Below are 25,627 nucleotides of genomic sequence, written 5' to 3' on the forward strand. Positions count from 1 at the left end.
ACGCGGGTTGCTCATGGCACCTCCTGATTGGCCTCAGTTTAAGGCAAAGAGGTGTCTACGAAACCCGGGGCGATTCACCTGCAAGCGCCGAAAAACTGGATTGGTTCTGATGATGTGAATCTATTCCAAATGGTATGTGAGGTTCTGGATATTCTGAAAATGATGAATAGGCAGCTCGCACAGCATACACATGCGGATAAATCCACCCCAACTCCTTCAGATGTAGAGCAATTTACTTTGCGATCCATAGAAGTTTCGGAACGCCTGATTAGATTGAAGGCAATCACCTACTAAGTGCAGAAAGAAGCATGTGGATTTTTTAATCCACATGCTCACCCATTTAGATTCCATACTTCTGCTCGCGCTTTTCGAATGCTCTATGTCCTCCTTCCAAAATTGAGCATACTTTAGATCTGATGCCTTTCTCGCTTTTGACATCGCCGTCCTCAAGCGCTCCTGCATAATATGAGATTAATTCGCCGTCATTGCTTGCAACGATTACTTGCTCCGCGTCAGAGTTAACCACCAAGTTAGCATTGTGCGTAACAATTATAACTTGCCTGTATTTTTTTATAATATTAAATAGCGGAACTAGCTGATTTACGATGAACTCGTTATCTAGGTCGTCTTCTGGTTGATCAAAGATAAAGGGACTGCCAAACGGGTCCGTAGCAAGCTTTAAGCATACATAGAATGTACCTCTTTGACCCACCGAAAGTCTATTGACCGGGCGCCCCTTATAGGTGAAGTCTGCATTAACGTATAAAAAGCTTTTTATGCTTTCAGGGGAGAATAGATAGTTAATCAGTTCATATCTGCCCCCTTGGTTGAAGTATTCGTCTTTCCAAAAAAACTCTTCAATGCTCACAAGCGTTTCATCAACGGTGATCATTTTATGCCCGGAGAGTAATCGAAAAAAGTCTTCTTTGTTGGATACCCCAAAAGTGAGCTGGAGTTTTTCGAGCGATGTTTTTTCAGCTGATCCTCTAAATTTCCCTCTGTTAATACAACGTTCTAATCCTGAGTAAAAGGATCCGATATTAAAAACTGTTTCACCTATAATATTTATGTCTGAAAGCATGCTTTGAACTAGTTTGTTCTGCTCATCATTCCAGTCGGGGTTGGCTTGCTGAAGTCTGCCAAAGGCTGCGTCCACATCAATTCGCATGTTTTCAATATACGAGTTGTATTGTCCCGATAACTCGCCTCGACGCGCGACATAAGAGTGATATTCTTGAGTTTTTGTTTCGATCTCATCAAGCTTGTTTTTTGCTTGGTCAATAATGTATTGGTACTCAGATATTTTACTTAAAAGCGAAGAAATATCTTGGTTTATACCTTGCTCTGCAAATTCCTTGCGAATTGAGTCGTTATCTCTATTCAGATCTATAAGGCTTGTCTCAGATGCGGTTATGTTGGATGTCAAAACTTGCAGGATATCGTTAATTGTTGCAAATGGAGATTTAATTATAGAGTCTCGATAATTGTTATATTCAGCGACTCTTGTGTTTATCAGCAAGACGCTTCTTTCAATTTCAGATTTGATTTCTTTTGACCGGCTGATAAAAGCGTTTTTCTCATTAATCGTACTTGAATTTTGCTGGTATCTTTCTATAAGCGCGTTGTTTTGGGGATTCGTAAGTGTTGATATTAACTGCGTATTTTTCTCAATTAGCGCTTTCTGGTAATTTGGCTTATTGATTGGCACACTGTTAGCGTCTGTGGCGTTCCAAAATTCTACGAACGCCCGATATGCTCCTAATATTTCAGTAAGCTCTTGAGTGGCAACAGGGTCGTATGTATGAAAGCGGATGCCAAGCATCCGCTTTATCTCATCGCTCAAAGTAGATGGATTTTTACTGAAATCATGAATTTTACCTTGAGAGACGTGTAGGTAGGAATAAGAGCCGTCAGCCAAATCGTTGAACTCGATTTCCCCGCCCTGAGCACCTCCTTGATTTATAGTAATAGTGAGTTCCTCCACGGCAACTCCTCTCACTCGCTCAGTGCCTTGACAGTTGCCCAGCTTGGAAAACATTGCGTCTAAAAACAAACTTTTTCCTGTCCCGCGCCCACCGATTATGGCAACCATGTTCGGATTTAGCGGTATGTCTTGGCGCTTGAAGCAAAGCTCGCTGTCATTGAAAATTTTCCCATAAATAGATATTTTGCTGAAGTATGGCTTGATAAAGTTTCGCTCGGTAAAGTCATCTGTTTGCTGAACTCTATCCGATGGTTCGAATACCGTTTGACGCAGTCCTTGGAAGTTTGGTTTTGCTTTGACCCAAGTGTATTTACTGCCAATATGCTCGAGTGCATGTGCGTCTGAGCAATTAAAAACAGGCTTGGCCAACGCATCGACTGTGCGATTCGTGTCCAGAAAAAAATCTCGATCTCTAGGTCGGCCGAAAATAACATGTCCTAATTTTTCTATTTCCAATGCTACTGCTAAGGATCTTCCGTCTGTTCTGTTTGGCTGAAAGCCACCATAACCATTTGGGCACATTGCAATAAAAAAATCCCTTCCGGGCTCTAAGGCACTGGTCAAATGGTTTATTAAGTTTTGAGGGTCGATGACGATTTGTCCGGCATCTAAACCAGATGTTCTAATAGATTGCTCAGAGCACCAAATAACCTTCCCGTTAGTTGTTGTGTTTTGGACTTTGTATTTGGACAGGTGTTCGTTGATTTGTAGTGTGGTCAGATGCTCTGCGAATATCACGTGCAAGTTGATCCATTCACCATCTTTGTTTGATTGCGTGATTCTAAATTCAACATTCCCGAATACAGTGGCCGTGGAGTTTTCCTCTAGTAGGGCTGCTCTGATTCGTTCTAGTTCATTTTCTTTGAAGTAGAAGTAGTTCGTCACGCCGACTACCGACAAGTTAGCGGCTTTGATAGCTTTCGCGTAGTCGCTGAGGGTTGCACTTCCGAAGTTGTTGCTGAGATTGGTCAGCGGAGAGTGAAGATGTAAGTCCCATTTGTTCCAAATCGAACCAATCATAAAATTCCTCAGCTTTTTCGGGAGATGTCCTTGGAAATGTAGCTTACACATGGCCTTTTGCCAGAATGCATGCAGAGCAAAGAAATACGTGTCGCCTAAAAAATTTTCGCAAAAAAAGCACTTATCCCCCTCCCGCCGACGGGCTTTACGTCCTTTTTTTGTGCAAATCGGGATGTAGTGAAAATGATCCTGCAGCCCAGGCGGGCCGTGGGGCTTCGCAGCAAGGCGGGCGTTTCACAATGTGCAAAGTTTTGAAGAGAAATGCAGCGCGCTTGCACAGAGGTGCAGGGAGCGGCAGCGGGGGGAGGGTCGCTGAAGTGCCCGGTTTGATTGGTCGAAGACTTTGAAAACTCGGGTTTCAGCAGGTTTTAACGGCGGGCGTAGGTCTTTTACACGTGAAACCTGGCTGACTTCGCGGGACGCAGAATTTCGCTGCAGCCCGCACAGATCAAGGGTTGCGGGCTATTTGATGCGTTTCAAAGTCTCACACACAGCGCCGAAGTTCAGGAGCGGATCACTGCCAAGCCTGGTCGATCACCAAAAACACTTTCCTGGGTAGTCCCTTCCAAACGTGTAAGTGGTGTTGGGTGTGTCAGAAAACGGCTCCACACCCCGGATTCATTGGGGATCGCCGCTTACAGTGTGAGTGTAGGAAACTGTATGGGGAATTTTGACTGCGCTGAAAGCCTTGTAGATCAGGGGCTTGGGAGAATTTCTACTTACAGGTGCCAACTGTTAGGTAAAAACAGCCTTCCGACAGTTCACTTACAGTAATAGAGAGACCTCTATCCCTCTATCTATAAGGGATTCAGAGAATCTACATCTCTCACTTACACTTCTTACGCGCTTTTGAGCATAGGGCAGGGGAATTATTTTTCGTCGCGTAGGGTGTGTGCCGCACGCAGATTCACGCGCTGCACATTTGAGAGTTACGGCCTATGCGCAGCCACCCATTCCAGAGCTTTGTAGCGTTCGGTACTCGCAACCAGATCTACTGCGCTGGGCAAGCCGTATCTCGTTGGGCGACCTTACGTTCGCCACCTGCGATCGCCAAATTCCGTCGACGCGCTCTCTCGGCGGCGTCCTCGATTCCCTTGACGAGGTCTAATGCAATCGCGGGTTGCTTTTCTGCAACTCTGCGCATGACAGGAGTTGATTCGATGCGGTTAAGTTCTTTCAGTTCGTCGACAGTGAAGTGTGCCTTCAGAACGTTCGTAGCAATTTCGACCAGTTGAGTGGTGGGGATGCCCATATCGATCATGCAGTCCACCGTTTCGGAGGACAGCTTGAACTCACGTCGGTAGCGCTCAGCTCTCGATTTTTCGATTGCTTCCAGGCCCGATCGGAAGCCCGTGGTCTCTACGTAGTATCTCGCCTGGACGTTAATATCGTCGCTGGGCACAGGGTTGTTCGCTGTGGTCGGGAAGATCTTGTCCCAGTTCGAAACAGCGATTCCAATTAAGCCAATGAGGGCGATGATGATCTCGTTCCTTCTCGATCCAGCCATGATCCCGCTCCTGCCATTGTCGTTGTGTTGAATCGCCCGAACTTACCTACTATCGATGTAAGCAGCCGCGACCGTTACGCCATATTTACGCCAGACGAAAAAAAAGACCTTGATAATCAAGGCCTTTCTTCATTGTGTTGGTGCCCCGAGGGAGACTCGAACTCCCACTTCTCTCGAAAACGGATTTTGAATCCGCCGCGTCTACCAATTCCGCCATCAGGGCTCAATGGCGGCGAAGTATAGAGACGTGCCTACCGTTGGTCAATCAGGTTTCATGGTCAATTTTGGCTATTTCCGCTAAACTTTCCGGCCCTGCTAGACGAACCCCATCATGCGTGTTGCTGACTTTACCTTCGAGCTCCCTGATTCGCTGATCGCCCGCCACCCCCTGGCCGAGCGTCGCGCGAGTCGCCTGTTGACCCTGGATGGGCTCACTGGCGCCCTGGCCCACCGTCAATTCACTGATTTGCTTGAGCATTTGCGCCCGGGCGACTTGATGGTGTTCAACAATACCCGGGTGATTCCGGCGCGCCTGTTTGGCCAGAAGGTCTCCGGCGGCAAGCTGGAAATCCTCGTGGAGCGGGTGCTCGACAGCCACCGTGTGCTGGCCCATGTGCGCTCCAGCAAGTCGCCGAAACCGGGTTCGAAGATCCTCATCGACGGCGGTGGCGAGGCCGAGATGCTGGCCCGCCACGACACCCTGTTCGAGCTGGGGTTTGCCGAGGAAGTGTTGCCGCTGCTGGAGCGCGTCGGCCATATGCCGTTGCCTCCTTATATAGACCGCCCGGACGAAGACTCGGACCGCGAGCGTTATCAGACCGTGTATTCCGAGCGCCTGGGCGCGGTGGCCGCGCCGACCGCGGGGCTGCACTTCGACCAGCCGCTGCTGGAGGCGATTGCCGCCAAGGGCGTCGAGACCGCGTTCGTGACCCTGCATGTCGGCGCCGGGACCTTCCAGCCGGTGCGGGTGGAGCGCATCGAAGATCACCATATGCACAACGAATGGCTGGAAGTCAGCCAGGACGTGGTGGATGCGGTGGCTGCCTGCCGTGCGCGCGGCGGTCGGGTGGTGGCGGTGGGGACCACCAGCGTGCGTTCCCTGGAAAGCGCGGCGCGCGATGGCGTGCTCAAGCCGTTCAGCGGCGATACCGACATCTTTATCTACCCGGGCCGGCCGTTCCATGTGGTCGATGCTCTGGTCACCAACTTCCATTTGCCCGAATCCACGCTGTTGATGCTGGTTTCGGCGTTCGCCGGTTATCCCGAAGCCATGGCCGCCTACAAGGCTGCCGTCGAGCATGGATACCGCTTTTTCAGCTACGGTGATGCGATGTTCATCACCCGCAATCCCGCGCCACGCGGCCCTGAGGATCAAGCATGAGTCGCACCTGTCGTATGTCTTTCGAGCTGCTCGCCACCGATGGCAAGGCTCGTCGCGGTCGTCTGACCTTCCCCCGCGGCACCGTGGAAACCCCGGCCTTCATGCCCGTGGGCACCTACGGCACGGTCAAGGGCATGCTGCCGCGGGATATCGTCGCCACCGGCGCCGAAATCATCCTGGGCAACACCTTCCACCTGTGGCTGCGCCCGGGCACCGAAGTGATCAAGAAGCACGGCGACCTGCATGATTTCATGCAGTGGAAAGGCCCGATCCTCACCGACTCCGGCGGTTTCCAGGTGTTCAGCCTGGGCGCCATGCGCAAGATCAAGGAGGAGGGCGTGACCTTCGCCTCGCCGGTCGACGGCGCCAAAGTCTTCATGGGCCCGGAAGAGTCGATGCAGGTCCAGCGCGACCTGGGCTCGGACATCGTGATGATCTTCGACGAATGCACCCCGTACCCGGCCGACGAAGACGTCGCACGGGTGTCCATGGAGCTGTCGCTGCGCTGGGCCCAGCGCTCGAAGAACGCCCATGGCGACAATACGGCGGCGCTGTTCGGCATCGTCCAGGGTGGCATGCACCAGGACCTGCGCATGCGCTCCCTGGAAGGCCTGGACAAGATCGGCTTCGATGGCCTGGCCATTGGCGGCCTGTCGGTGGGCGAGCCCAAGCACGAGATGATCAAGGTACTGGACTACCTGCCAGGCCAGATGCCAGCAGACAAACCTCGTTACCTTATGGGTGTTGGCAAGCCGGAAGATCTGGTTGAGGGTGTGCGCCGCGGTGTGGACATGTTCGATTGCGTGATGCCAACCCGTAATGCCCGCAATGGGCACCTGTTCATTGACACTGGCGTGCTGAAGATCCGCAACGCGTTCCATCGCCATGATGATTCGCCGCTGGATCCGACTTGCGATTGCTACACCTGCCAGAACTTCTCCCGTGCTTATCTGCATCATCTGGACAAGTGCGGCGAAATGCTGGGGAGCATGCTCAATACCATCCATAATTTGCGTCATTACCAACGGCTTATGGCTGGTTTGCGCGAGGCTATTCAACAGGGTACATTGGCCGCCTTTGTCGATTCCTTCTATGCCAAACGCGGGTTGCCCGTGCCGCCTTTAGAATAAGTTCTAAAGACGTTTAGACCCACTTTTGCAATTATCCGGAGTGTTACATGAGCTTTTTTATCTCGACTGCAATGGCTGATGCTGCTGCACCTGCTGCTGGCCCCGCCGGCACTGGCTTTGAGTGGATTTTCCTGGTCGGTTTCCTGGTCATCTTCTACCTGATGATCTGGCGTCCGCAGGCCAAGCGCGCCAAAGAGCAAAAGAACCTGCTGGGCAGCCTGCAGAAAGGTGACGAAGTTGTGACTACTGGCGGTATCGCCGGCAAGATCACCAAAGTGACCGACGACTTCGTAGTGCTGGAAGTTTCCGACACTATCGAGATGAAGTTTCAGAAAGGCGCTATCGCTGCCACGCTGCCAAAAGGCACGCTGAAGGCGATCTAAGTTTCAACTTTTACCAATCGACGGGGCGCGCAAGGCGCCCCGCTTCATAAACGGGCGGCGTGATGCTGAACAAATACCCTCTGTGGAAATACGTACTGATCCTGGCGGTGCTGGCGATCGGTTTTATTTATTCCGCTCCCAATCTATACCCTGATGATCCGGCCATTCAGGTCAGCGGCGCGAGCACCGCGTTGCAGGTCACTCAGGCGGATCTGGATCGTGCGAGCAAAGCGCTCACCGACGCCGGGATCAACGTCAAGGCAGCGACCATCGCGGCCAAGGGCAAGGGCGGGCTGTTGCGTCTGACCAAGCAGGAAGACCAGCTTCCAGCCAAGGACGTCGTGCGCAAGGCCCTGGGTGACGACTACGTCGTTGCATTGAACCTGGCACAAACCACCCCACAATGGCTGCGCAACCTCGGCGCGCATCCGATGAAGCTGGGCCTGGACTTGTCCGGTGGTGTGCACTTCCTGCTGGAAGTGGACATGGAAAAAGCCCTCGACGCCCGCCTGAAAGTCTACGAAGGCGATGTGAAGAGCCTGCTGCGTAAAGAGCGTCTGCGCTATCGCAGCCTGCCGCAGCTGGGCGGTGCCATTCAACTGGGCTTCAGCGACGAAGCGACCCGTGAACAGGCCCGTGCGCTGATCCGCAAGAACTTCAACGATTTCGACATTGTTCCGGCCGACCTCAATGGTCAGGCGGTGCTGCGTCTGGCGATGACCCCGGCCAAGCTGGCGGAAATCCGTGAATACTCCATCAAGCAGAACTTGACCACGGTGCGTAACCGCGTCAACGAGCTGGGTGTTGCCGAGCCTCTGGTTCAGCGCCAGGGTGCCAACCGTATCGTGGTTGAGCTGCCGGGCGTGCAGGACACCGCTGAAGCCAAGCGTATCCTGGGCAAGACGGCCAACCTTGAGTTCCGTCTGGCCGCTGAGCCGGGCGCTTCGAAAGCCACTTCCGAGTCTTTCGAGTTCCGTGAAGGCAATCGTCCTCCTGCGCTGATCGAGCGTGGCCTGATCATCACCGGTGACCAGGTGACCGACGCCCAGGCGGGCTTCGACGAGCATGGTCGTCCACAGGTGAACATCAAGCTCGATGGTCACGGCGGCGAGCTGATGAGCCGTTCGACCCGCAGCAACGTCGGTCGCAGCATGGCGGTGATCTTCATCGAGCAGAAGCCGACCACCACTTACACCAAGCAAGTGGTCGACGGTGTCGAGAAAGACGTCGCGGTGCAGAGCTTCAAGGAAGAGAAGAAGATCATCAGCCTGGCGACCATTCAGTCGCCGCTGGGTAGCCAGTTCCGCATCACCGGCCTGAACGGCCAGGGCGAGTCCTCCGAGCTGGCGCTGCTGCTGCGTGCCGGTGGCCTGGCCGCGCCGATGTACTTCGCCGAAGAGCGCACCATTGGCCCGAGCCTGGGTGCCGACAACATCACCAAGGGTATCGATGCGTCGCTGTGGGGCATGCTGTTCGTGTCGCTGTTCATCATCGCCATCTACCGTTTCTTCGGCATCATCGCCACCGTGGCGCTGGCGCTGAACATGGTGCTGCTGCTGGCCCTGATGTCCTTGCTGGGGGCTACGCTGACCCTGCCGGGTATCGCCGGTATCGTGCTGACGATGGGTATGGCGGTGGACGCCAACGTACTGATCTTCTCGCGGATACGTGAAGAGATCGCCGCCGGCATGACCGTGCAGCGGGCAATCAACGAAGGCTTCGGCCGGGCATTCACCGCGATTCTCGACTCCAACCTGACCACATTGCTGGTCGGCGGGATTCTCTTTGCCATGGGCACCGGCCCGGTCAAAGGCTTTGCGGTGACCATGTCCCTCGGGATCTTTACCTCGATGTTCACGGCCATCTGGCTGACCCGCGCGATGGTCAACCTGATCTTCGGCGGTCGTGACTTCAAGAAGTTGTGGATTTAAGGGGCTGCCATGTTACGTACTATCAACTTCATGGGCGTGCGGAACGTTGCGTTCGGCGTCACTTTGCTCCTGACCGTTCTGGCGCTGTTCAGCTGGTTCCACAAGGGGTTGAACTATGGCCTGGACTTTACCGGCGGTACGCTCATCGAGCTGACCTACGAGCGTCCGGCGGATGTGATGAAGGTTCGTGCTCAACTGAGCGAGTCCGGCTATCACGAAGCGATCGTGCAAAGCTTCGGTGCGACCACCGATCTGCTGGTGCGGATGCCGGGTGAAGACCCGCAACTGGGCCACCAGGTGGCGGAGGCGCTGCAGAAGACCGGCGGCGACAACCCGGCGCAGGTCAAGCGCGTCGAGTTCGTCGGCCCGCAAGTGGGTGAAGAGCTGCGCGACCAGGGCGGCCTCGGCATGCTGATGGCGCTGGGCGGCATCCTGATCTACCTGGCCTTCCGCTTTCAGTGGAAGTTCGCGGTCGGCGCCATCGTCTCCCTGATCCACGACGTGGTGGTGACCGTGGGTATCCTGTCGTTCTTCCAGATCACCTTCGACCTGACGGTGCTGGCGGCGGTACTGGCGATCATCGGCTACTCGCTCAACGACACCATCGTGGTGTTCGACCGGGTGCGTGAGAACTTCCGTGTGCTGCGCAAGGCCAGCCTGATCGAGAACATCAACATCTCGACCACTCAGACCCTGTTGCGCACCATGGCGACCTCGATCTCCACTCTGCTGGCGATCGCGGCACTGCTGTTCTTCGGTGGCGACAACCTGTGGGGCTTCTCCATCGCCTTGTTCGTCGGTGTCCTGGCAGGTACCTACTCGTCGATCTACATCGCCAACGTGGTGCTGATCTGGCTGAACCTGAGCAGCGAGGATTTGATTCCTCCGGCCAATACCGAGAAGGAAGTCGACGACCGTCCATAACGGTTTTCCCTTCCCGCCAAGTAGTCGAAAAGGCGCGAGTATTGAACTCGCGCCTTTTTTTATGCTCCAAGGCTGGGAGAAGCGCGGGCTTGTCCCGCTTGTGATGGTCAGGAGGTTCACGTGAACAAGTCGATGCTAGTTGGTGCGGTATTAGGTGCCGTCGCTGTGACTGCTGGGGGGGCTGTTGCCACCTACAAGCTGGTCAATAGTGGCCCTGAGTATGCGCAGGTGCTGGCAGTTCAGCCGGTCAAACAACAGATCAAAACACCGCGTGAAGTGTGCAAGGACGTCACCGTGACCCGTCAGGCTCCGGTGAAGGATCAACATCAGATCGCCGGTACGGTGGTCGGTGCGCTGGCCGGTGGCCTTCTGGGTAACCAGATCGGCGGCGGTACAGGCAAGAAGATCGCCACGGTCGCCGGTGCGGTCGGCGGTGGTTACGCGGGTAACAAGGTGCAGGAAGGCATGCAGGAGCGTGACACCTACACCACCACTCAGACTCGCTGCAACACGGTCAACGACATCAGTGAAAAGGTCGTGGGTTATGACGTGAAGTATGAGCTGAACGGCAAGCAGGGTCAGGTGCGTATGGATCGTGATCCAGGTAGCCAGATTCCGGTCAACAAGGAAGGTCAGTTGATCCTGGGCCAGAACCAGCCGGTGCAATAAGCCTTTCGGCGTCAATCAAAAAAAGCACCCTGCGGGGTGCTTTTTTATTGCCTGTGGCTTGGGTTTGCTTCTGTAGGAGCGAGGCTTGCCCGCGATAGCTTCAACCCCGAATGAGGCTGATACAGCGCAGCGCCCAGATAGCGGGCAAGCCTCGCTCCTACGGAAAGAGTGGTTTCCGACAAATCCCAGGCATAAAAAAAGCACCCCGAGGGGTGCTTTTTTGTCGCTGGCGTTTAGCGCTTCAGCGAAGCCGGCAGGTGCGGCTGGATAGCGGTGAGGACCGCCTTGAAGCATTTGGTGTTGCCGGCAACCACGTGGCCTTTTTCCAGGAAGTCGTGACCGCCGGTGAAGTCGCTCACCAGGCCGCCGGCTTCTTGGATCAGCAGGGCGCCCGCAGCCATGTCCCACTCGGACAGGCCCGACTCCCAGAAGGCGTCGAAACGACCGGCAGCCACGTAGGCCAGGTCCAGGCTGGCAGCACCGGCACGGCGGATGCCGGCGGTCTGGCCGACCAGGGCGCGGAACATGCCCAGGTAGTTGTCGAGGTTGTCCATCTGGTCGTCACGGAACGGGAAGCCGGTACCCAGCAGGGCGCCGTCCAGGCTGGTGCGGCCGCTAACGCGCAGGCGACGACCGTTCAGTTGGGCGCCGCGACCACGGCTGGCGGTGAATTCTTCCTGGCGCACCGGGTCCAGAACCACGGCGTGTTCCAGGCGACCGCGGTATTTGCAGGCGATGCTGACAGCGAAATGAGGAATGCCGCGCAGGAAGTTGGTGGTGCCGTCCAGCGGGTCGATGATCCACAGGTAGTCTTCGCCTTCGCCGCTGCCAGCGTGCAGACCGGTTTCTTCGCCGAGAATGCCGTGAGTCGGGTAGGCTTTGCGCAATGCGTCGATGATCTTCTGCTCGGCAGCGCGATCAACTTCGGATACGTAGTCTTTGGCGTCTTTTTCGTCGACCTTGATGGTATCCAGGCGCTCGATGGAGCGGAAAATCAGTTCACTGGCGCTGCGGGCGGCGCGCAGCGCGATATTCAGCATTGGCTGCATGGATAGGTCACCTAAGGTTGTTAAAGAAAGCCGAGCATTCTAGCAGAAAACTTTTGCAGATGAAGGTCGACATTCGCTCCGCTTGCCTTGAACTGCCGCCCGTGTCCGTAAATACGTGCACATTTTGACGAGTGGCGGTTCGTCTGGAGCTGGTCGGCTTCTATAAGGTGCGATCCAGAAGCAGTTATTTTTGAGGCGGGAGCGCTGGCTGTTCTGTAAGATTTGCTCCCCTTTCCCGTGTCCGAGAGCGCCTCCCTTGCTGCAGAACATTCGTGTCGTCCTGGTCAATACCAGTCATCCCGGGAACATCGGTGGTGCTGCGCGTGCCATGAAGAACATGGGGCTGTCGCGGCTGGTGCTGGTCGAGCCGCGGATTTTCCCGTCCCATGAGGCCGATGCGCGCGCCTCCGGCGCTACCGACATTCTGGAAAACGCTCAGGTCGTCGCCACCCTGGAAGATGCCCTGGCCGGCTGCACCCTGGTGTTTGGCACCAGCGCCCGTGACCGGCGTATTCCCTGGCCGTTGCTCGATCCCCGGGAGTCCGGGGTCAAGGTGGTGCAGGAGGCAGGGCAGGGTGCCGAAATTGCCTTGGTCTTCGGTCGTGAGGATTCCGGCCTGACCAATGACGAATTGCAGCGATGTCATTTTCACGTGCATATCCCTTCGGACCCGGAGTTCAGCTCGCTGAACCTGGCGACGGCGGTGCAGGTACTGGCTTATGAAGTGCGTATGTCCTGGCTGGCGGCCGAAGGCCAGCCGAGCAAGGTCGAGAAGGATGAAGTGGCGTCGCCGCGCAGTGATGAGCTGGCGACCATGGATGAACTGGAGCGGTTCTACGAGCATCTGGAGCAGACGCTGGTGGCCATCGACTTCCTCGATCCGGAAAAGCCACGGCACTTGATGGCGCGCCTGCGCCGGTTGTACGGACGCAGCTCGGTGAGCCGGGCGGAAATGAATATTTTGCGTGGCATCCTCACGGAGACCCAGAAAGCGGCCCGTGGCGAGCTCCTTAAGCGGAAGAATGATGATGTTTGAGCGTTTGCGTGAAGATATCCAGAGTGTTTTCCATCGTGACCCGGCGGCGCGTAACGCGTTCGAGGTCCTGACCTGCTACCCGGGCATGCACGCCATCTGGATTCATCGCCTGTCCGGCGCGTTGTGGGGCATGGGTTGGAAGTGGCTGGCGCGCCTGGTGTCGAACTTCGGGCGCTGGTTGACCGGGATCGAGATTCATCCGGGGGCCAAGGTCGGTCGCCGTTTCTTTATCGACCACGGCATGGGCATCGTCATTGGCGAGACCGCCGAGATCGGTGACGACGTCACCCTCTATCAGGGCGTGACCCTGGGCGGCACCAGTTGGAACAAGGGCAAGCGTCATCCAACCCTGGAAGACGGTGTGGTAGTGGGGGCGGGCGCCAAGGTGCTGGGGCCGTTCACTGTAGGGGCGGGCGCCAAGGTCGGCTCCAATGCGGTGGTGACCAAGGCGGTGCCGGCGGGCGCCACGGTGGTGGGTATTCCCGGGCGCATCATCGTCAAGTCCGATGACGAGCAGGAAGCCAAGCGCAAGGCCATGGCCGAGAAGCTCGGTTTTGACGCCTATGGGGTCAGCGAGGACATGCCGGACCCGGTGGCGCGGGCCATTGGCCAGTTGCTCGATCACCTGCAGGCCGTCGATGGGCGTCTGGAGGGGATGTGCGGGGCCTTGAAGGATCTGGGCAGTAACTACTGTGCCAAGGATCTGCCGGCGCTGCGCGATGAGGATTTTGCGGGCGTCAAGGACAAGGGTGACAGCCAGGTCGGCTGAGCCTTTCTGGCGCTTTGGCGTTGATCGCGAGCTGGCTTGCTTTGTCGAAGTGAGCCGGCTCGTGCAGCGCCCAAAAGGGTGTTGGCGACCCATTAGTCACCGAGCAAATCCAGGGCGTGCCATTACCCTGCAGACTTTGCTATGATTCGCGCGCTCTTTTGCGGGTAAACCTGACTAAAGTAGTAGGTCTTATAGTTGACTTAATTACTCGGGAATTGCATACTCGCTCCCATCCCGAAACACTCCGTGGTACTTGTCCATGCGACTGACTACAAAAGGCCGATACGCGGTAACAGCCATGCTTGACTTGGCGTTGCACGCGCAACATGGGCCGGTGTCCCTGGCCGATATCTCTGAGCGCCAAGGCATCTCCCTGTCCTATCTCGAACAGCTCTTCGCCAAGCTGCGCCGCAGCAATCTGGTGTCCAGCGTGCGTGGTCCAGGCGGTGGCTACCAGCTGTCGCGTGACATGCAAGGCATTCAGGTGGCCCAGGTGATCGATGCGGTGAACGAGTCGGTCGATGCAACCAAATGCCAGGGCCAGGGCGATTGCCATTCCGGCGACACCTGTCTGACCCACCACCTGTGGTGCGATCTGAGCCTGCAGATTCACGAATTTCTGAGCGGTATCAGCTTGGCTGACCTTGTGACTCGCCGTGAGGTGCAAGAAGTAGCCCAGCGTCAGGATCAGCGCCGCTGTAATGGCAAGGCGCAGCACCTGGACAAGATTGAAGCGTCCGCCGTCGAATGACAGCCAAAGAGCTAGCGGCACGCCAGCCAGCCTGATTTAGGAGAGAGTCCATGAAATTGCCGATTTACCTTGATTACTCAGCGACCACCCCGGTTGATCCGCGTGTCGCGCAAAAGATGAGTGAATGCCTGCTGGTCGACGGAAACTTCGGTAACCCGGCGTCCCGCTCCCACGTGTTCGGCTGGAAAGCCGAAGAGTCGGTGGAAAATGCCCGTCGCCAAGTGGCTGACCTGGTCAATGCCGACCCGCGTGAAATTGTCTGGACCTCCGGTGCCACCGAGTCCGACAACCTGGCAATCAAGGGGGTCGCGCATTTCTACCACACCAAGGGCAAACACCTGATCACCTCGAAGATCGAGCACAAGGCTGTCCTGGACACCATGCGCCAACTCGAGCGTGAAGGCTTCGAAGTCACCTACATCGAGCCGGGCGAAGACGGCCTGATCACTCCGGCCATGGTTGAAGCCGCCCTGCGCGACGACACCATCCTGGTTTCGATCATGCACGTGAACAACGAAATCGGCACCATCAACGACATCGCCGCCATTGGCGAACTGACTCGTTCCAAAGGCATTCTGTTCCACGTCGACGCGGCTCAGTCCACCGGCAAGGTCGACATCGACCTGCAGGCGCTGAAAGTCGACCTGATGTCCTTCTCCGCCCACAAGACCTACGGTCCTAAGGGTATCGGTGCGCTGTACGTCAGCCGCAAGCCGCGGGTTCGCCTCGAAGCGACCATGCACGGCGGCGGTCACGAGCGCGGCATGCGTTCCGGCACCCTGGCCACCCACCAGATCGTTGGCATGGGCGAAGCCTTCCGTGTAGCCAAGGAAGACATGGCTGCCGAAAACCTGCGCATCAAGGCGTTGAGCGACCGCTTCTACAAGCAGGTTGAGCACCTGGAGGAACTGTACATCAACGGCAGCATGACCTCCCGCGTACCGCACAACCTGAACCTGAGCTTCAACTACGTCGAAGGCGAGTCGCTGATCATGGCGCTCAAGGACCTGGCGGTTTCCTCCGGTTCGGCCTGCACCTCGGCTTCGCTGGAGCCTTCGTACGTACTGCGCGCCCTGGGCCGCAACGACGAACTGGCACACAGCTCGATCCGCTTCACCTTCGGCCGCTTCACCACCGAAGAAGAAATCGATTATGCCGCGCAGAAAGTCTGCGAGGCCGTGACCAAGCTGCGCGCTCTGTCGCCGCTGTGGGACATGTACAAAGACGGCGTCGATATCTCGAAGATCGAGTGGGCGGCACACTAAATATAGAAGCCGCCAGGTACAGCTCCTGTAGCGACGCGGCGACTGACGCAGGCGTAACTACAGGGGCTCAAGAGCGGCCCTGATGAGTGAGGATTAAGAATCATGGCTTACAGCGAAAAGGTCATCGACCACTACGAGAACCCGCGCAACGTCGGCAAGATGAACGCGGAAGATCCTGATGTCGGCACCGGCATGGTCGGCGCTCCGGCGTGCGGCGACGTGATGCGCCTGCAGATCAAGGTCAACGAACAAGGCATCATCGAAGACGCCAAGTTCAAGACCTATGGTTGCGGTTCGGCTATCGCCTCCAGCTCCCTGGCTACCGAGTGGATGAAAGGCAAGACTCTGGATGAAGCAGAGACCATCAAGAACACTCAGCTGGCTGAAGAGCTGGCCCTGCCGCCAGTGAAAATCCACTGCTCGGTACTCGCCGAAGACGCCATCAAGGCCGCCGTTCGCGACTACAAGCAGAAGAAAGGCCTGATCTGATTTTCGCGGATCAGCTTTCACAGATTGAGCGACAAGTAAGGAGTCACGATGGCTATCAGCATGACAGAAGCGGCTGCTCAACACGTGCGGCGCTCCCTCAACGGGCGCGGCAAAGGTGATGGGATTCGTCTGGGTGTTCGCACCACGGGCTGTTCCGGCCTTGCCTATGTCCTGGAGTTCGTCGACGAGATCGGTGAAGACGATCAGGTGTTCGAGAGTCATGGCGAGAAAGTGATCATCGATCCGAAAAGCCTGACCTACCTGGATGGCACCGAACTGGACTTCGTCAAGGAAGGGTTGAACGAGGGCTTCAAGTTCAACAACCCCAACGTGCGCGGTGAATGTGGCTGCGGCGAAAGCTTCAACATCTGAGGCGGCTCGTGGGTACTCCTTGTCATTTCGCTTTATTTGAGCTGCAACCGAGCTTCCGCCTGGATCTCGAGCAGCTGGCCACGCGCTACCGTGAGTTGGCGCGTGCCGTTCATCCGGACCGCTTCGCTGACGCTTCCGAGCGTGAGCAGCGGCTGGCGCTGGAACAATCCGCCAGCCTCAACGAGGCCTACCAGACTCTCAAGAGTCCTCCCAAGCGCGCGCGATACCTGCTCGCGATGGGCGGCCATGAGCTGCCGCTGGAGGTCACGGTGCACGATCCGGAGTTCCTTCTGCAGCAGATGCAGTGGCGCGAAGAGCTCGAGGATCTGCAGGACGAGGCCGATCTGGCCGGTATTGCAGCTTTCAAGCGCCGCCTGAAAGTGGCCCAGGATGAATTGAACGAAAGCTTCGCAGCCTGTTGGGATGATGCTGCGCAACGCGAACAGGCCGAGCGCCTGATGCGGCGCATGCAGTTCCTCGACAAGCTCACCTACGAAGTGCGCCAGTTAGAAGAGCGCCTCGACGATTAACCCAGTGCCGCTCCGGTCGCACGCCTGATATACAGATAAGTCCAGATAAACATGGCCCTACTGCAGATCGCTGAACCCGGCCAAAGTCCTCAACCGCACCAGCGTCGCCTGGCTGTGGGGATCGACTTGGGTACTACCAATTCGCTGGTCGCTGCCTTGCGCAGTGGTCTTTCCGAGCCGCTGGCCGACGCCAACGGGCAGGTCATCCTGCCGTCTGCCGTGCGCTATCACGCCGACCATGTCGAGGTGGGCGAGTCCGCCAGGCTGGCGGCGTCTGCCGATCCCCTGAACACTGTGTTGTCGGTCAAGCGCTTGATGGGTCGTGGTCTGTCCGACGTCAAGCAATTGGGCGAGCAACTGCCGTACCGCTTCGTCGACGGTGAGTCGCACATGCCGTTCATCGACACCATCCAGGGCCCGAAAAGCCCGGTGGAAGTCTCCGCCGACATCCTCAAGGTCCTGCGCCAGCGTGCCGAGTCGACCCTGGGCGGTGAGCTGGTGGGGGCGGTGATTACCGTTCCGGCCTATTTCGACGATGCGCAGCGTCAAGCGACCAAGGATGCGGCCAAGCTGGCCGGTCTCAATGTGTTGCGTCTGCTCAACGAGCCGACCGCGGCGGCCGTGGCCTATGGTCTGGATCAGCACGCGGAAGGCGTGGTGGCCATTTATGACTTGGGTGGCGGGACTTTCGATATTTCCATTCTGCGCCTGACCGGCGGTGTCTTCGAGGTGCTGGCCACCGGTGGCGACAGCGCCCTGGGCGGTGACGATTTCGATCATGCGATCGCCGGCTGGATCATTGAGAATGCCGGCCTGTCCGCCGATCTCGATCCGGGCAAGCAGCGTAATCTGCTGCAAATCGCCTGTGCCGCCAAGGAAGCGCTCACCAATGCCCCGTCGGTCGACGTGACCTATGGCGCCTGGTCGGCACCGCTGACCCGCGAAGCCTTCGATGCCCTGATCGAACCAATGGTGGCGCGCAGCCTCAAGGCCTGCCGTCGCGCCGTGCGTGATTCCAATGTCGAGCTGGAAGATGTCCAGGCAGTGGTCATGGTCGGTGGTTCGACCCGCGTTCCACGGGTTCGCGAGGCGGTCGCCGAAATGTTCGGTCGCCAGCCGCTGACCGAGATCGACCCGGACCAGGTGGTGGCCATTGGTGCCGCGATCCAGGCCGATACCCTGGCCGGTAACAAGCGCGATGGTGGCGAACTGCTGCTGCTTGATGTGATTCCGCTGTCCCTGGGGCTGGAAACCATGGGGGGGTTGATGGAGAAGGTGATTCCGCGCAACACCACCATCCCCGTTGCCCGGGCCCAGGACTTTACCACTTACAAAGATGGCCAGTCGGCCATGATGATTCATGTGCTGCAGGGCGAGCGCGAGCTGATCAGCGACTGCCGTTCCCTGGCGCGTTTCGAACTGCGTGGCATTCCGGCCATGGTCGCCGGGGCAGCGAAGATCCGCGTGACCTTCCAGGTCGATGCCGACGGTCTGCTGAGCGTGTCCGCTCGCGAGCTGGGCTCGGGCGTCGAAGCCAGCATTCAGGTCAAGCCCTCCTACGGTCTGACCGATGGCGAAATCGCCAGGATGCTCAAGGATTCCTTCCAGTACGCCAGCGACGACAAGGTCGCCCGCGTGCTGCGTGAGCAGCAGGTCGATGCCCAGCGCCTGATCGAGGCGGTGCAGGGCGCTCTGGAGGCGGACGGCGAGCGTCTGCTGGATGCCGAAGAGCGCATGGTCATCGAGCTGCAAATGCAGGAATTGAGTGAATTGATGCGTGGCACCGATGGTTACGCCATCGAGCAGCAGACCAAGCGTCTGTCGCAAGTGACCGATGCTTTTGCTGCCCGCCGCCTGGACTCGACGGTGAAAGCCGCTCTGGCGGGGCGCAATCTGAATGAAATCGAGGAATAACTGATGCCGCAGATCATTTTTCTGCCACACGCCGTGTTTTGCCCGGATGGCCTGGTTGTAGAGGCTGCCCCGGGTACCTCGATTCTCGAAGTGGCGCATGACAACCACATCGAGATCGAGAGCGCCTGCGGCGGCGTCTGCGCCTGCACCACCTGCCATTGCATCATTCGCGAGGGCTTCGACTCGCTGAACGAAGCCGACGAGCTGGAAGAAGACTTGCTGGACAAAGCCTGGGGCCTGGAGGCGCAATCGCGTCTATCCTGCCAGGCGATCGTCGGCGAGGAAGACCTGACCGTCGAAATTCCGAAATACTCGCTCAACCATGCAGCCGAAGCGCCGCACTGATTCAAGGAATCATCATGAGTCTGAAATGGGTTGATGTGCTGGAAATCGCGATCCAGCTGGCTGAATCCAAGCCGGATGTGGATCCGCGGTACGTAAACTTTGTCGATCTGCACCAATGGGTTCTGGCGCTGCCGGAATTCAGCGACGATCCGGCTCGCGGTGGCGAGAAGGTTCTTGAAGCCATTCAGGCCGCCTGGATCGAAGAAGCAGACTGAGTCTGTCCCGTACGCAGTTAGGCAATCCCTATAAACCCGCGTATAATTCGCGGGTTTAATTTTTCGCTTTAATCACCGTTTCTGGAGTTACACCATGGCTGTTCAACGTACTTTCTCCATCATCAAGCCTGACGCTGTTGCAAAAAACGTCATCGGCGAGATCGTTACCCGTTTCGAAAAAGCTGGCCTGCGCGTTGTAGCTTCGAAAATGAAGCAACTGTCGAAAGCCGAAGCTGAAGGCTTCTACGCTGAGCACAGCGCTCGTGGCTTCTTCGGCGAGCTGGTTGCTTTCATGACTTCCGGTCCGGTTGTCGTTCAGGTTCTGGAAGGCGAAAACGCTATCGCTCTGAACCGTGAGCTGATGGGCGCTACCAACCCTAAAGAAGCTGCTGCCGGCACCATCCGCGCTGACTTCGCTGAATCCATCGACGCCAACGCCGTTCACGGTTCGGACTCCGAAGCCGCTGCTGCACGCGAAATCGCTTACTTCTTCGCTTCCACCGAAGTGACCACTCGCTAAGCCAAAGGCCCGTGAGTGAAGGTGAAACCATGACTACATCGACTGGCAAAACTAACCTGTTGGGTCTGACTCAACCGGAAATGGAAAAATTCTTCGACTCAATCGGGGAGAAGCGTTTCCGTGCCGGTCAGGTAATGAAATGGATTCACCACTTTGGCGTCGATGATTTCGACGCCATGACGAACGTCGGCAAGGCCTTGCGCGAAAAGCTCAAGGCCGTTGCCGAAATTCGTGGTCCGGAAGTGGTCAGCGAGGACATCTCCAGCGATGGCACCCGCAAGTGGGTGGTGCGCGTGGCGTCCGGCAGCTGCGTCGAGACCGTTTACATTCCCCAGGGCAAACGCGGCACCTTGTGCGTTTCGTCCCAGGCAGGCTGTGCCCTGGACTGCAGTTTCTGCTCCACCGGCAAGCAAGGCTTCAATAGCAACCTCACCGCCGCCGAAGTCATCGGCCAGGTGTGGATTGCCAACAAATCCTTTGGCAGCGTCCCGGCGACCGTCGACCGTGCCATCACCAACGTGGTGATGATGGGCATGGGTGAGCCGCTGCTGAACTTCGACAACGTCATCTCGGCCATGCACCTGATGATGGACGACCTGGGCTACGGCATTTCCAAGCGCCGCGTGACCCTGTCGACCTCCGGCGTGGTACCGATGATCGATGAGCTGGCCAAGCACATCGATGTCTCCCTGGCGTTGTCCCTGCACGCACCGAACGATGCGCTGCGCAACCAGCTGGTACCGATCAACAAGAAGTACCCGCTGAAGATGCTGCTCGAGTCCTGCCAGCGCTACATGTCGTCGCTGGGCGAGAAACGTGTGCTGACGATTGAGTACACGCTGCTCAAGGACGTCAATGATAAGGTTGAACACGCTGTCGAGATGATCGCGTTGCTCAAGGACATTCCTTGCAAGATCAACCTGATCCCGTTCAACCCGTTCCCGCACTCCGGTTACGAGCGGCCGAGCAACAACGCCATTCGCCGGTTCCAGGATCAACTGCATCACGCAGGCTTCAACGTCACCGTGCGCACCACGCGCGGCGAAGACATCGATGCGGCCTGTGGACAACTGGTCGGGCAGGTGCTGGATCGCACCCGTCGTAGCGAACGTTATATCGCCGTGCGCGAGTTGAGCGCCGACGCCGATATGCCGCAAAGCGCTGCGAATCGTACCTGAGAGAGGATCTCCATGACCTTGCGCGTCGCGCTGCTTCTGCTTTTTGTCAGCCTGTCGGCTGGCTGTGTTCTTTCGGGGGATTTCAACCCGATGAAGACAAGCAAGGGGCGGGACGAGGCGCGTGAGGCCTATGTTCAGCTGGGCCTGGGGTATCTGCAACAAGGCATGACCGAACGGGCGAAAGTGCCGCTGAAAAAGGCCCTGGAGCTGGACGAGTCCGATGCTGACGCCAATGCCGCTCTGGCCTTGGTGTTCCAGGCCGAAATGGAACCCGAGCTGGCTGACCAGCATTACCGCAAGGCCCTGGCTGCGCGTCCCTCCGATGCCCGTATCCTGAACAACTACGGCAGCTTTCTCTTTGAAGAAAAACGTTACAAAGATGCTTATCAGCGCTTTGAACAGGCGGCTGCTGATACCCTGTACCCCGAGCGATCCCGAGTGTTCGAGAACCTTGGCATGACCGCCGCGATGCTGGGTGAGCGTGACCTGGCCCGGCAACAGCTGGAAAAAGCCCTGCGCCTGAACCGCCAGCAGCCTCGCGCATTGCTGGAAATGGCTGAGTTGTCCTTCGAAGACAGGCATTATGTGCCCGCACGCGACTATTACGATCGTTTTAGCCTGCTGAGCGAGCAAAATGCACGTAGTCTATTGCTCGGCGTTCGGCTGGCAACGGTGTTTGAAGATCGCGACAAGGCCGCCAGTTACGGCCTGCAATTAAAACGACTCTATCCCGGTACGCCGGAATATCAGCAATACCTGTCGGAGCAATGATGAAAGCGGCGCATCCCGAAGTTCTAGCAGCGACTCGCGTCAACCCCGGTGAGACCCTGCGTCAGGCCCGCGAAAGCAATGGTTGGTCGCTGGCTGAAGTGGCCCTCAAGCTCAATCTGACCGCAAGCTCGTTGAGCAACCTGGAAGCCGGCGCTTTCGACAAACTGCCGGGGCATACCTTCGCCCGCGGTTATATCCGTGCCTATGCCAAGTTGCTGGGGATGGACCAGGCCGTTCTGGTCCAGGCCTTCGACCAATACACGGGCACCGATTCCCAGGGCAGCAATGTGCACAGCCTCGGCCGTATCGAAGAGCCAGTACGGGTTTCCCACACCATTTTGCGCATCGTCAGCCTGTTGCTGCTGATCGCGGTGATCGGTGGTGGCTTTATCTGGTGGCAGGATCAAACGTCCGTGCGCACCAAGGAGCTGGTTGGCCTCAATCAGGAACACGTCGAAGTCGAAGGGGCCGACGGCACCACGCAGATTCATCCGATCGACGAGCCGGAAGACCAGGCGGTCGTGGAAGGCCAGACCGAGGGCGAAACCGCCCTGGCCCTGCCTGAAACCCCGGCTCCAGGCCAGACCGCTGCGGATGCCGCGGCTCCTGCGCCAAGTGCTCCGGCTGCCGCACCTGCGGTCCCGGTTGCTCCTGCTCCAGTGGTCGTGGCACCGGCGGCACCAGCGCCGAGCGCTTCGGCCGCGCCTGCCCCTGTAGCGCCCGTGGTCGCAGCAGCGACTATTCCGGCTGCCCCGGCAGTTCCAACTGCGCCCGCCGCCGCGCCTGTAGCCGGCGCGGGTCAGGTACAGATCCAGTTCACAGCCGATTGCTGGACCCAGATCACCGACGGCAGCGGTAAAGTGTTGTTGAGTGGCCTGAAGCGCAAGGGCGAGACCGCCGATGTTTCCGGCAAGCCGCCATTTGCCGTGCGCCTGGGTTATGCCCGTGGTGCGCAGGTCAGCTACAACGGACAAGCGGTCGATGTGGCTCCGTTCACCAGTGGCGAGACTGCTCGCCTGAAGTTAGGTCAATAAGTCATGCACGGCGAATCTCCAATCAAACGTCGCGAGTCCCGCAAGATCTGGGTCGGCTCGGTACCCGTGGGTGGCGATGCCCCCATTGCCGTGCAGAGCATGACCAACAGCGACACCAACGATGTGGCGGCCACTGTGGCCCAGATCAACCGTCTGGAAGCCGCCGGTGTCGATATCGTGCGGGTTTCCGTACCGGATATGGACGCGGCCGAAGCTTTCGGCCGTATCAAGCAGCAGGTCAAGGTGCCGCTGGTTGCCGACATCCACTTCGACTACAAGATCGCCTTGCGCGTGGCCGAACTGGGCGTCGATTGCTTGCGGATCAACCCCGGCAACATCGGTCGTGAAGACCGCGTGCGTGCGGTGGTGGATGCGGCCCGTGATCGCGGGATCCCGATCCGTATCGGCGTCAACGCCGGTTCCCTGGAAAAGGACCTGCAGAAGAAATATGGCGAGCCGACCCCGGCGGCGCTGGTGGAGTCTGCCCTGCGCCACGTCGAGCACCTTGAGCGCCTGAACTTCAAGGATTTCAAGGTCAGTGTGAAAGCTTCCGACGTGTTCATGGCCGTCGAAGCCTATCGCCTGTTGGCCAAGGAAATTATCCAGCCGCTGCACCTGGGTATCACCGAAGCCGGCGGTTTGCGTTCAGGCACGGTGAAATCCGCCGTGGGCCTCGGTATGCTGCTGGCCGAAGGGATTGGCGATACTATTCGCATCTCGTTGGCGGCCGACCCGGTCGAAGAAGTGAAAGTCGGCTACGACATTCTCAAGTCCCTGCATCTGCGTTCCCGTGGCATCAACTTCATCGCCTGCCCTAGCTGCTCGCGGCAGAATTTCGATGTGGTCAAGACCATGAACGAACTGGAAGGGCGTCTCGAGGATCTGCTGGTACCGCTTGACGTGGCGGTCATCGGTTGTGTGGTCAACGGTCCGGGCGAAGCCAAAGAGGCGCATATCGGCCTGACCGGCGGGACGCCGAACCTGATTTACATCGACGGCAAGCCGTCGCAGAAACTGACGAATGACAATCTTGTGGATCAACTGGAAAAGCTGATCCGCGAGAAAGCGGCCGAAAAGGTCGAAGCCGACGCAGCGCTGATCGCGCGCGGCTAATCGAACGAATTAAGGATTTTTTGTGAGCAAGTCTCTGCAAGCCATTCGTGGCATGAACGACATCCTGCCCGAGCAGACGCCCCTGTGGCGCTATTTCGAGGGCACCGTTGCGCGGTTGCTGGATAACTACGGTTACAAGCAGATCCGTATGCCGATCGTCGAGTTCACCGAGCTGTTCAAGCGCTCCATCGGTGAAGTGACCGACATCGTCGAAAAAGAGATGTACACCTTCGACGACCGTAACGGCGACTCCCTGACCCTGCGTCCGGAAGGCACCGCGGCGTGCGTGCGCGCTGTGCTCGAGCATGGCATCACTGGCGGTGGCCAGGTGCAGAAACTCTGGTACATCGGCCCGATGTTCCGTCATGAGCGTCCGCAGAAAGGCCGTTATCGCCAGTTCCACCAGATCGGTTGCGAAGTCTTCAACCTCGACGGTCCGGACATCGACGCCGAACTGATCGTGCTGACCTGGCGCCTGTGGGGCGAACTGGGTATCCGTGACGCGGTCAAGCTCGAGCTGAACAGCCTGGGAACCGCCGAAGCCCGTGCGCGTTATCGCGATGCGCTGGTGACGTTCCTCTCGGCACGCATGAACAAGCTCGACGAAGACAGCCAGCGCCGCCTGAAAACCAACCCGCTGCGCGTGCTCGACACCAAGAACCCGGACACTCAAGCCGTACTGGTGGACGCGCCGAAGCTGGCCGACTACCTGGACGAAGAGTCCCGCGTGCACTTCGAGGGGCTCAAGGCCCGTCTGGATGCCGCCGGTATCCCTTATGTGATCAACCCGAAGCTGGTGCGCGGGCTGGATTACTACAGCAAGACCGTTTTCGAATGGGTCACCGACAAGCTCGGTGCCCAGGGTACCGTCTGTGCCGGCGGCCGCTACGACGGCCTGGTCGAGCAGATGGGCGGCAAGCCTACCCCGGGTGTCGGTTTCGCCATGGGTATCGAGCGTCTGGTACTGCTGCTGGAAACTCTGGAGCAGATCCCGGAAGAGATCTCGCGCCAGGTCGACGTTTACCTCTGCGCCTTCGGGGAAGCCGCCGAACTGGCTGCTCTGGCGTTGAGTGAACGGGTTCGTGACCAGTTGCCCAACCTGCGCCTGCAGATCAACGCCGGTGCCGGCAGCTTCAAAAGCCAGTTCAAGAAGGCCGACAAGAGCGGTGCGTTGTACGCATTGATCCTCGGTGACGACGAACTGGCCCAGCAAGTGGTAGGTTTCAAACCCCTGCGTGGCCAGGGCGAACAACAAAGCATTGCCTGGGATGCGCTCGCTGCACACCTGGCCACCTGCGTCGTGCAGGGTTGAAGCTGTCAAACAGCCGATTTAGCGAATAAGGAGTA

General features: G+C 57.7%; 25 protein-coding genes and 1 tRNA gene. 22 read left to right on the forward strand and 4 right to left on the reverse strand.

Annotated features, from left to right (window positions below):
• Nucleotides 1-340: 340 nt before the first annotated feature.
• The 3 genes from AC07PQ_RS18240 to AC07PQ_RS18250 form a co-directional block, all read right to left on the reverse strand.
• Complete coding sequence (locus AC07PQ_RS18240; protein WP_493186165.1) at nt 341-3,004, reverse strand: TrlF family AAA-like ATPase; 2,664 nt, start codon at nt 3,002-3,004, stop codon at nt 341-343.
• A 991-nt stretch (nt 3,005-3,995) separates the two neighbouring features.
• Nucleotides 3,996-4,511 carry a DUF2059 domain-containing protein gene (locus AC07PQ_RS18245; protein WP_493186164.1) on the reverse strand — a complete coding sequence of 172 codons (516 nt, stop codon included), beginning with the start codon at nt 4,509-4,511 and terminating at the stop codon, nt 3,996-3,998.
• Nucleotides 4,512-4,649: 138 nt separating this feature from the next.
• Nucleotides 4,650-4,734, reverse strand: a tRNA-Leu gene (locus tag AC07PQ_RS18250).
• Nucleotides 4,735-4,842: 108 nt separating this feature from the next.
• On the opposite strand from AC07PQ_RS18250, the gene queA reads away from it, so the two are divergent.
• From queA to AC07PQ_RS18280, 6 genes are all read left to right on the forward strand, one after another.
• Nucleotides 4,843-5,892, forward strand: coding sequence for a tRNA preQ1(34) S-adenosylmethionine ribosyltransferase-isomerase QueA (queA, locus tag AC07PQ_RS18255; RefSeq protein ID WP_493186163.1), 1,050 nt, complete (start codon nt 4,843-4,845; stop codon nt 5,890-5,892).
• A gap of 14 nt (nt 5,893-5,906) precedes the next feature.
• Nucleotides 5,907-7,022 carry a tRNA guanosine(34) transglycosylase Tgt gene (gene tgt / locus AC07PQ_RS18260; protein WP_162096445.1) on the forward strand — a complete coding sequence of 372 codons (1,116 nt, stop codon included), beginning with the start codon at nt 5,907-5,909 and terminating at the stop codon, nt 7,020-7,022.
• A gap of 47 nt (nt 7,023-7,069) precedes the next feature.
• A complete protein-coding gene (yajC, locus tag AC07PQ_RS18265) occupies nt 7,070-7,405 on the forward strand; it encodes a preprotein translocase subunit YajC (protein WP_007929510.1) in 336 nt (111 codons plus the stop codon).
• 62 nt (nt 7,406-7,467) lie between these two features.
• A complete protein-coding gene (gene secD, locus AC07PQ_RS18270; RefSeq protein WP_007929511.1) occupies nt 7,468-9,336 on the forward strand; it encodes a protein translocase subunit SecD in 1,869 nt (622 codons plus the stop codon).
• Nucleotides 9,337-9,345: 9 nt separating this feature from the next.
• Nucleotides 9,346-10,260, forward strand: a complete 915-nt coding sequence (gene secF / locus AC07PQ_RS18275) for a protein translocase subunit SecF (RefSeq protein ID WP_007929512.1) — start codon at nt 9,346-9,348, stop codon at nt 10,258-10,260.
• A gap of 120 nt (nt 10,261-10,380) precedes the next feature.
• Nucleotides 10,381-10,929, forward strand: a complete 549-nt coding sequence (locus AC07PQ_RS18280) for a glycine zipper 2TM domain-containing protein (RefSeq protein WP_007929513.1) — start codon at nt 10,381-10,383, stop codon at nt 10,927-10,929.
• Between the two features lie 233 nt (nt 10,930-11,162).
• On the opposite strand, the gene suhB is transcribed toward AC07PQ_RS18280, so the two are convergent.
• Nucleotides 11,163-11,978, reverse strand: coding sequence for a type III secretion system regulator SuhB (suhB, locus tag AC07PQ_RS18285; RefSeq protein WP_007929514.1), 816 nt, complete (start codon nt 11,976-11,978; stop codon nt 11,163-11,165).
• 256 nt (nt 11,979-12,234) lie between these two features.
• Here suhB and trmJ point away from each other — a divergent pair, with 256 nt between their 5' ends.
• From trmJ to hisS, 16 genes are all read left to right on the forward strand, one after another.
• Nucleotides 12,235-13,014 carry a tRNA (cytosine(32)/uridine(32)-2'-O)-methyltransferase TrmJ gene (gene trmJ, locus AC07PQ_RS18290; RefSeq protein ID WP_007929516.1) on the forward strand — a complete coding sequence of 260 codons (780 nt, stop codon included), beginning with the start codon at nt 12,235-12,237 and terminating at the stop codon, nt 13,012-13,014.
• Complete coding sequence (gene cysE, locus AC07PQ_RS18295) at nt 13,007-13,783, forward strand: serine O-acetyltransferase (RefSeq protein ID WP_007929518.1); 777 nt, start codon at nt 13,007-13,009, stop codon at nt 13,781-13,783. Before trmJ ends, cysE begins: the two co-directional genes overlap by 8 nt.
• A gap of 259 nt (nt 13,784-14,042) precedes the next feature.
• Nucleotides 14,043-14,534 (forward strand): Fe-S cluster assembly transcriptional regulator IscR, encoded by a 492-nt coding sequence (iscR, locus tag AC07PQ_RS18300; RefSeq protein WP_009045442.1) that lies wholly within the window; start codon nt 14,043-14,045, stop codon nt 14,532-14,534.
• A 50-nt stretch (nt 14,535-14,584) separates the two neighbouring features.
• On the forward strand, nt 14,585-15,799 hold the full coding sequence (locus tag AC07PQ_RS18305; RefSeq protein ID WP_009045441.1) for an IscS subfamily cysteine desulfurase: 1,215 nt from the start codon (nt 14,585-14,587) through the stop codon (nt 15,797-15,799).
• A gap of 102 nt (nt 15,800-15,901) precedes the next feature.
• Nucleotides 15,902-16,288 carry a Fe-S cluster assembly scaffold IscU gene (gene iscU, locus AC07PQ_RS18310; protein WP_007929523.1) on the forward strand — a complete coding sequence of 129 codons (387 nt, stop codon included), beginning with the start codon at nt 15,902-15,904 and terminating at the stop codon, nt 16,286-16,288.
• A gap of 48 nt (nt 16,289-16,336) precedes the next feature.
• Nucleotides 16,337-16,660: an iron-sulfur cluster assembly protein IscA gene (gene iscA, locus AC07PQ_RS18315; protein ID WP_007929524.1), complete on the forward strand. Its 324-nt coding sequence runs from the start codon at nt 16,337-16,339 to the stop codon at nt 16,658-16,660.
• An 8-nt stretch (nt 16,661-16,668) separates the two neighbouring features.
• Nucleotides 16,669-17,190, forward strand: coding sequence for a co-chaperone HscB (gene hscB / locus AC07PQ_RS18320; protein ID WP_007929525.1), 522 nt, complete (start codon nt 16,669-16,671; stop codon nt 17,188-17,190).
• Nucleotides 17,191-17,241: 51 nt separating this feature from the next.
• Nucleotides 17,242-19,104, forward strand: coding sequence for a Fe-S protein assembly chaperone HscA (hscA, locus tag AC07PQ_RS18325; RefSeq protein ID WP_124309461.1), 1,863 nt, complete (start codon nt 17,242-17,244; stop codon nt 19,102-19,104).
• 3 nt (nt 19,105-19,107) lie between these two features.
• Nucleotides 19,108-19,449 carry an ISC system 2Fe-2S type ferredoxin gene (fdx, locus tag AC07PQ_RS18330; protein ID WP_007929527.1) on the forward strand — a complete coding sequence of 114 codons (342 nt, stop codon included), beginning with the start codon at nt 19,108-19,110 and terminating at the stop codon, nt 19,447-19,449.
• Nucleotides 19,450-19,463: 14 nt separating this feature from the next.
• Nucleotides 19,464-19,664, forward strand: coding sequence for a Fe-S cluster assembly protein IscX (iscX, locus tag AC07PQ_RS18335; RefSeq protein WP_007929528.1), 201 nt, complete (start codon nt 19,464-19,466; stop codon nt 19,662-19,664).
• Nucleotides 19,665-19,758: 94 nt separating this feature from the next.
• Complete coding sequence (gene ndk, locus AC07PQ_RS18340) at nt 19,759-20,184, forward strand: nucleoside-diphosphate kinase (RefSeq protein WP_007929529.1); 426 nt, start codon at nt 19,759-19,761, stop codon at nt 20,182-20,184.
• 29 nt (nt 20,185-20,213) lie between these two features.
• A complete protein-coding gene (rlmN, locus tag AC07PQ_RS18345; protein ID WP_007929531.1) occupies nt 20,214-21,362 on the forward strand; it encodes a dual-specificity RNA methyltransferase RlmN in 1,149 nt (382 codons plus the stop codon).
• A gap of 12 nt (nt 21,363-21,374) precedes the next feature.
• Complete coding sequence (gene pilW / locus AC07PQ_RS18350; RefSeq protein WP_007929533.1) at nt 21,375-22,133, forward strand: type IV pilus biogenesis/stability protein PilW; 759 nt, start codon at nt 21,375-21,377, stop codon at nt 22,131-22,133.
• Entirely contained in the window at nt 22,133-23,167 is a 1,035-nt protein-coding gene (locus AC07PQ_RS18355; protein WP_493186162.1) for a RodZ domain-containing protein, read from the forward strand. The genes pilW and AC07PQ_RS18355 overlap by 1 nt, the downstream gene beginning before the upstream one ends.
• 3 nt (nt 23,168-23,170) lie before the next feature.
• Nucleotides 23,171-24,280, forward strand: coding sequence for a flavodoxin-dependent (E)-4-hydroxy-3-methylbut-2-enyl-diphosphate synthase (gene ispG / locus AC07PQ_RS18360; RefSeq protein ID WP_007929536.1), 1,110 nt, complete (start codon nt 23,171-23,173; stop codon nt 24,278-24,280).
• A gap of 22 nt (nt 24,281-24,302) precedes the next feature.
• Nucleotides 24,303-25,592, forward strand: a complete 1,290-nt coding sequence (gene hisS, locus AC07PQ_RS18365; protein ID WP_493186161.1) for a histidine--tRNA ligase — start codon at nt 24,303-24,305, stop codon at nt 25,590-25,592.
• Nucleotides 25,593-25,627: the final 35 nt, after the last annotated feature.

This window comes from Pseudomonas sp. GW821-FHT09E12 (genome assembly GCF_059416085.1).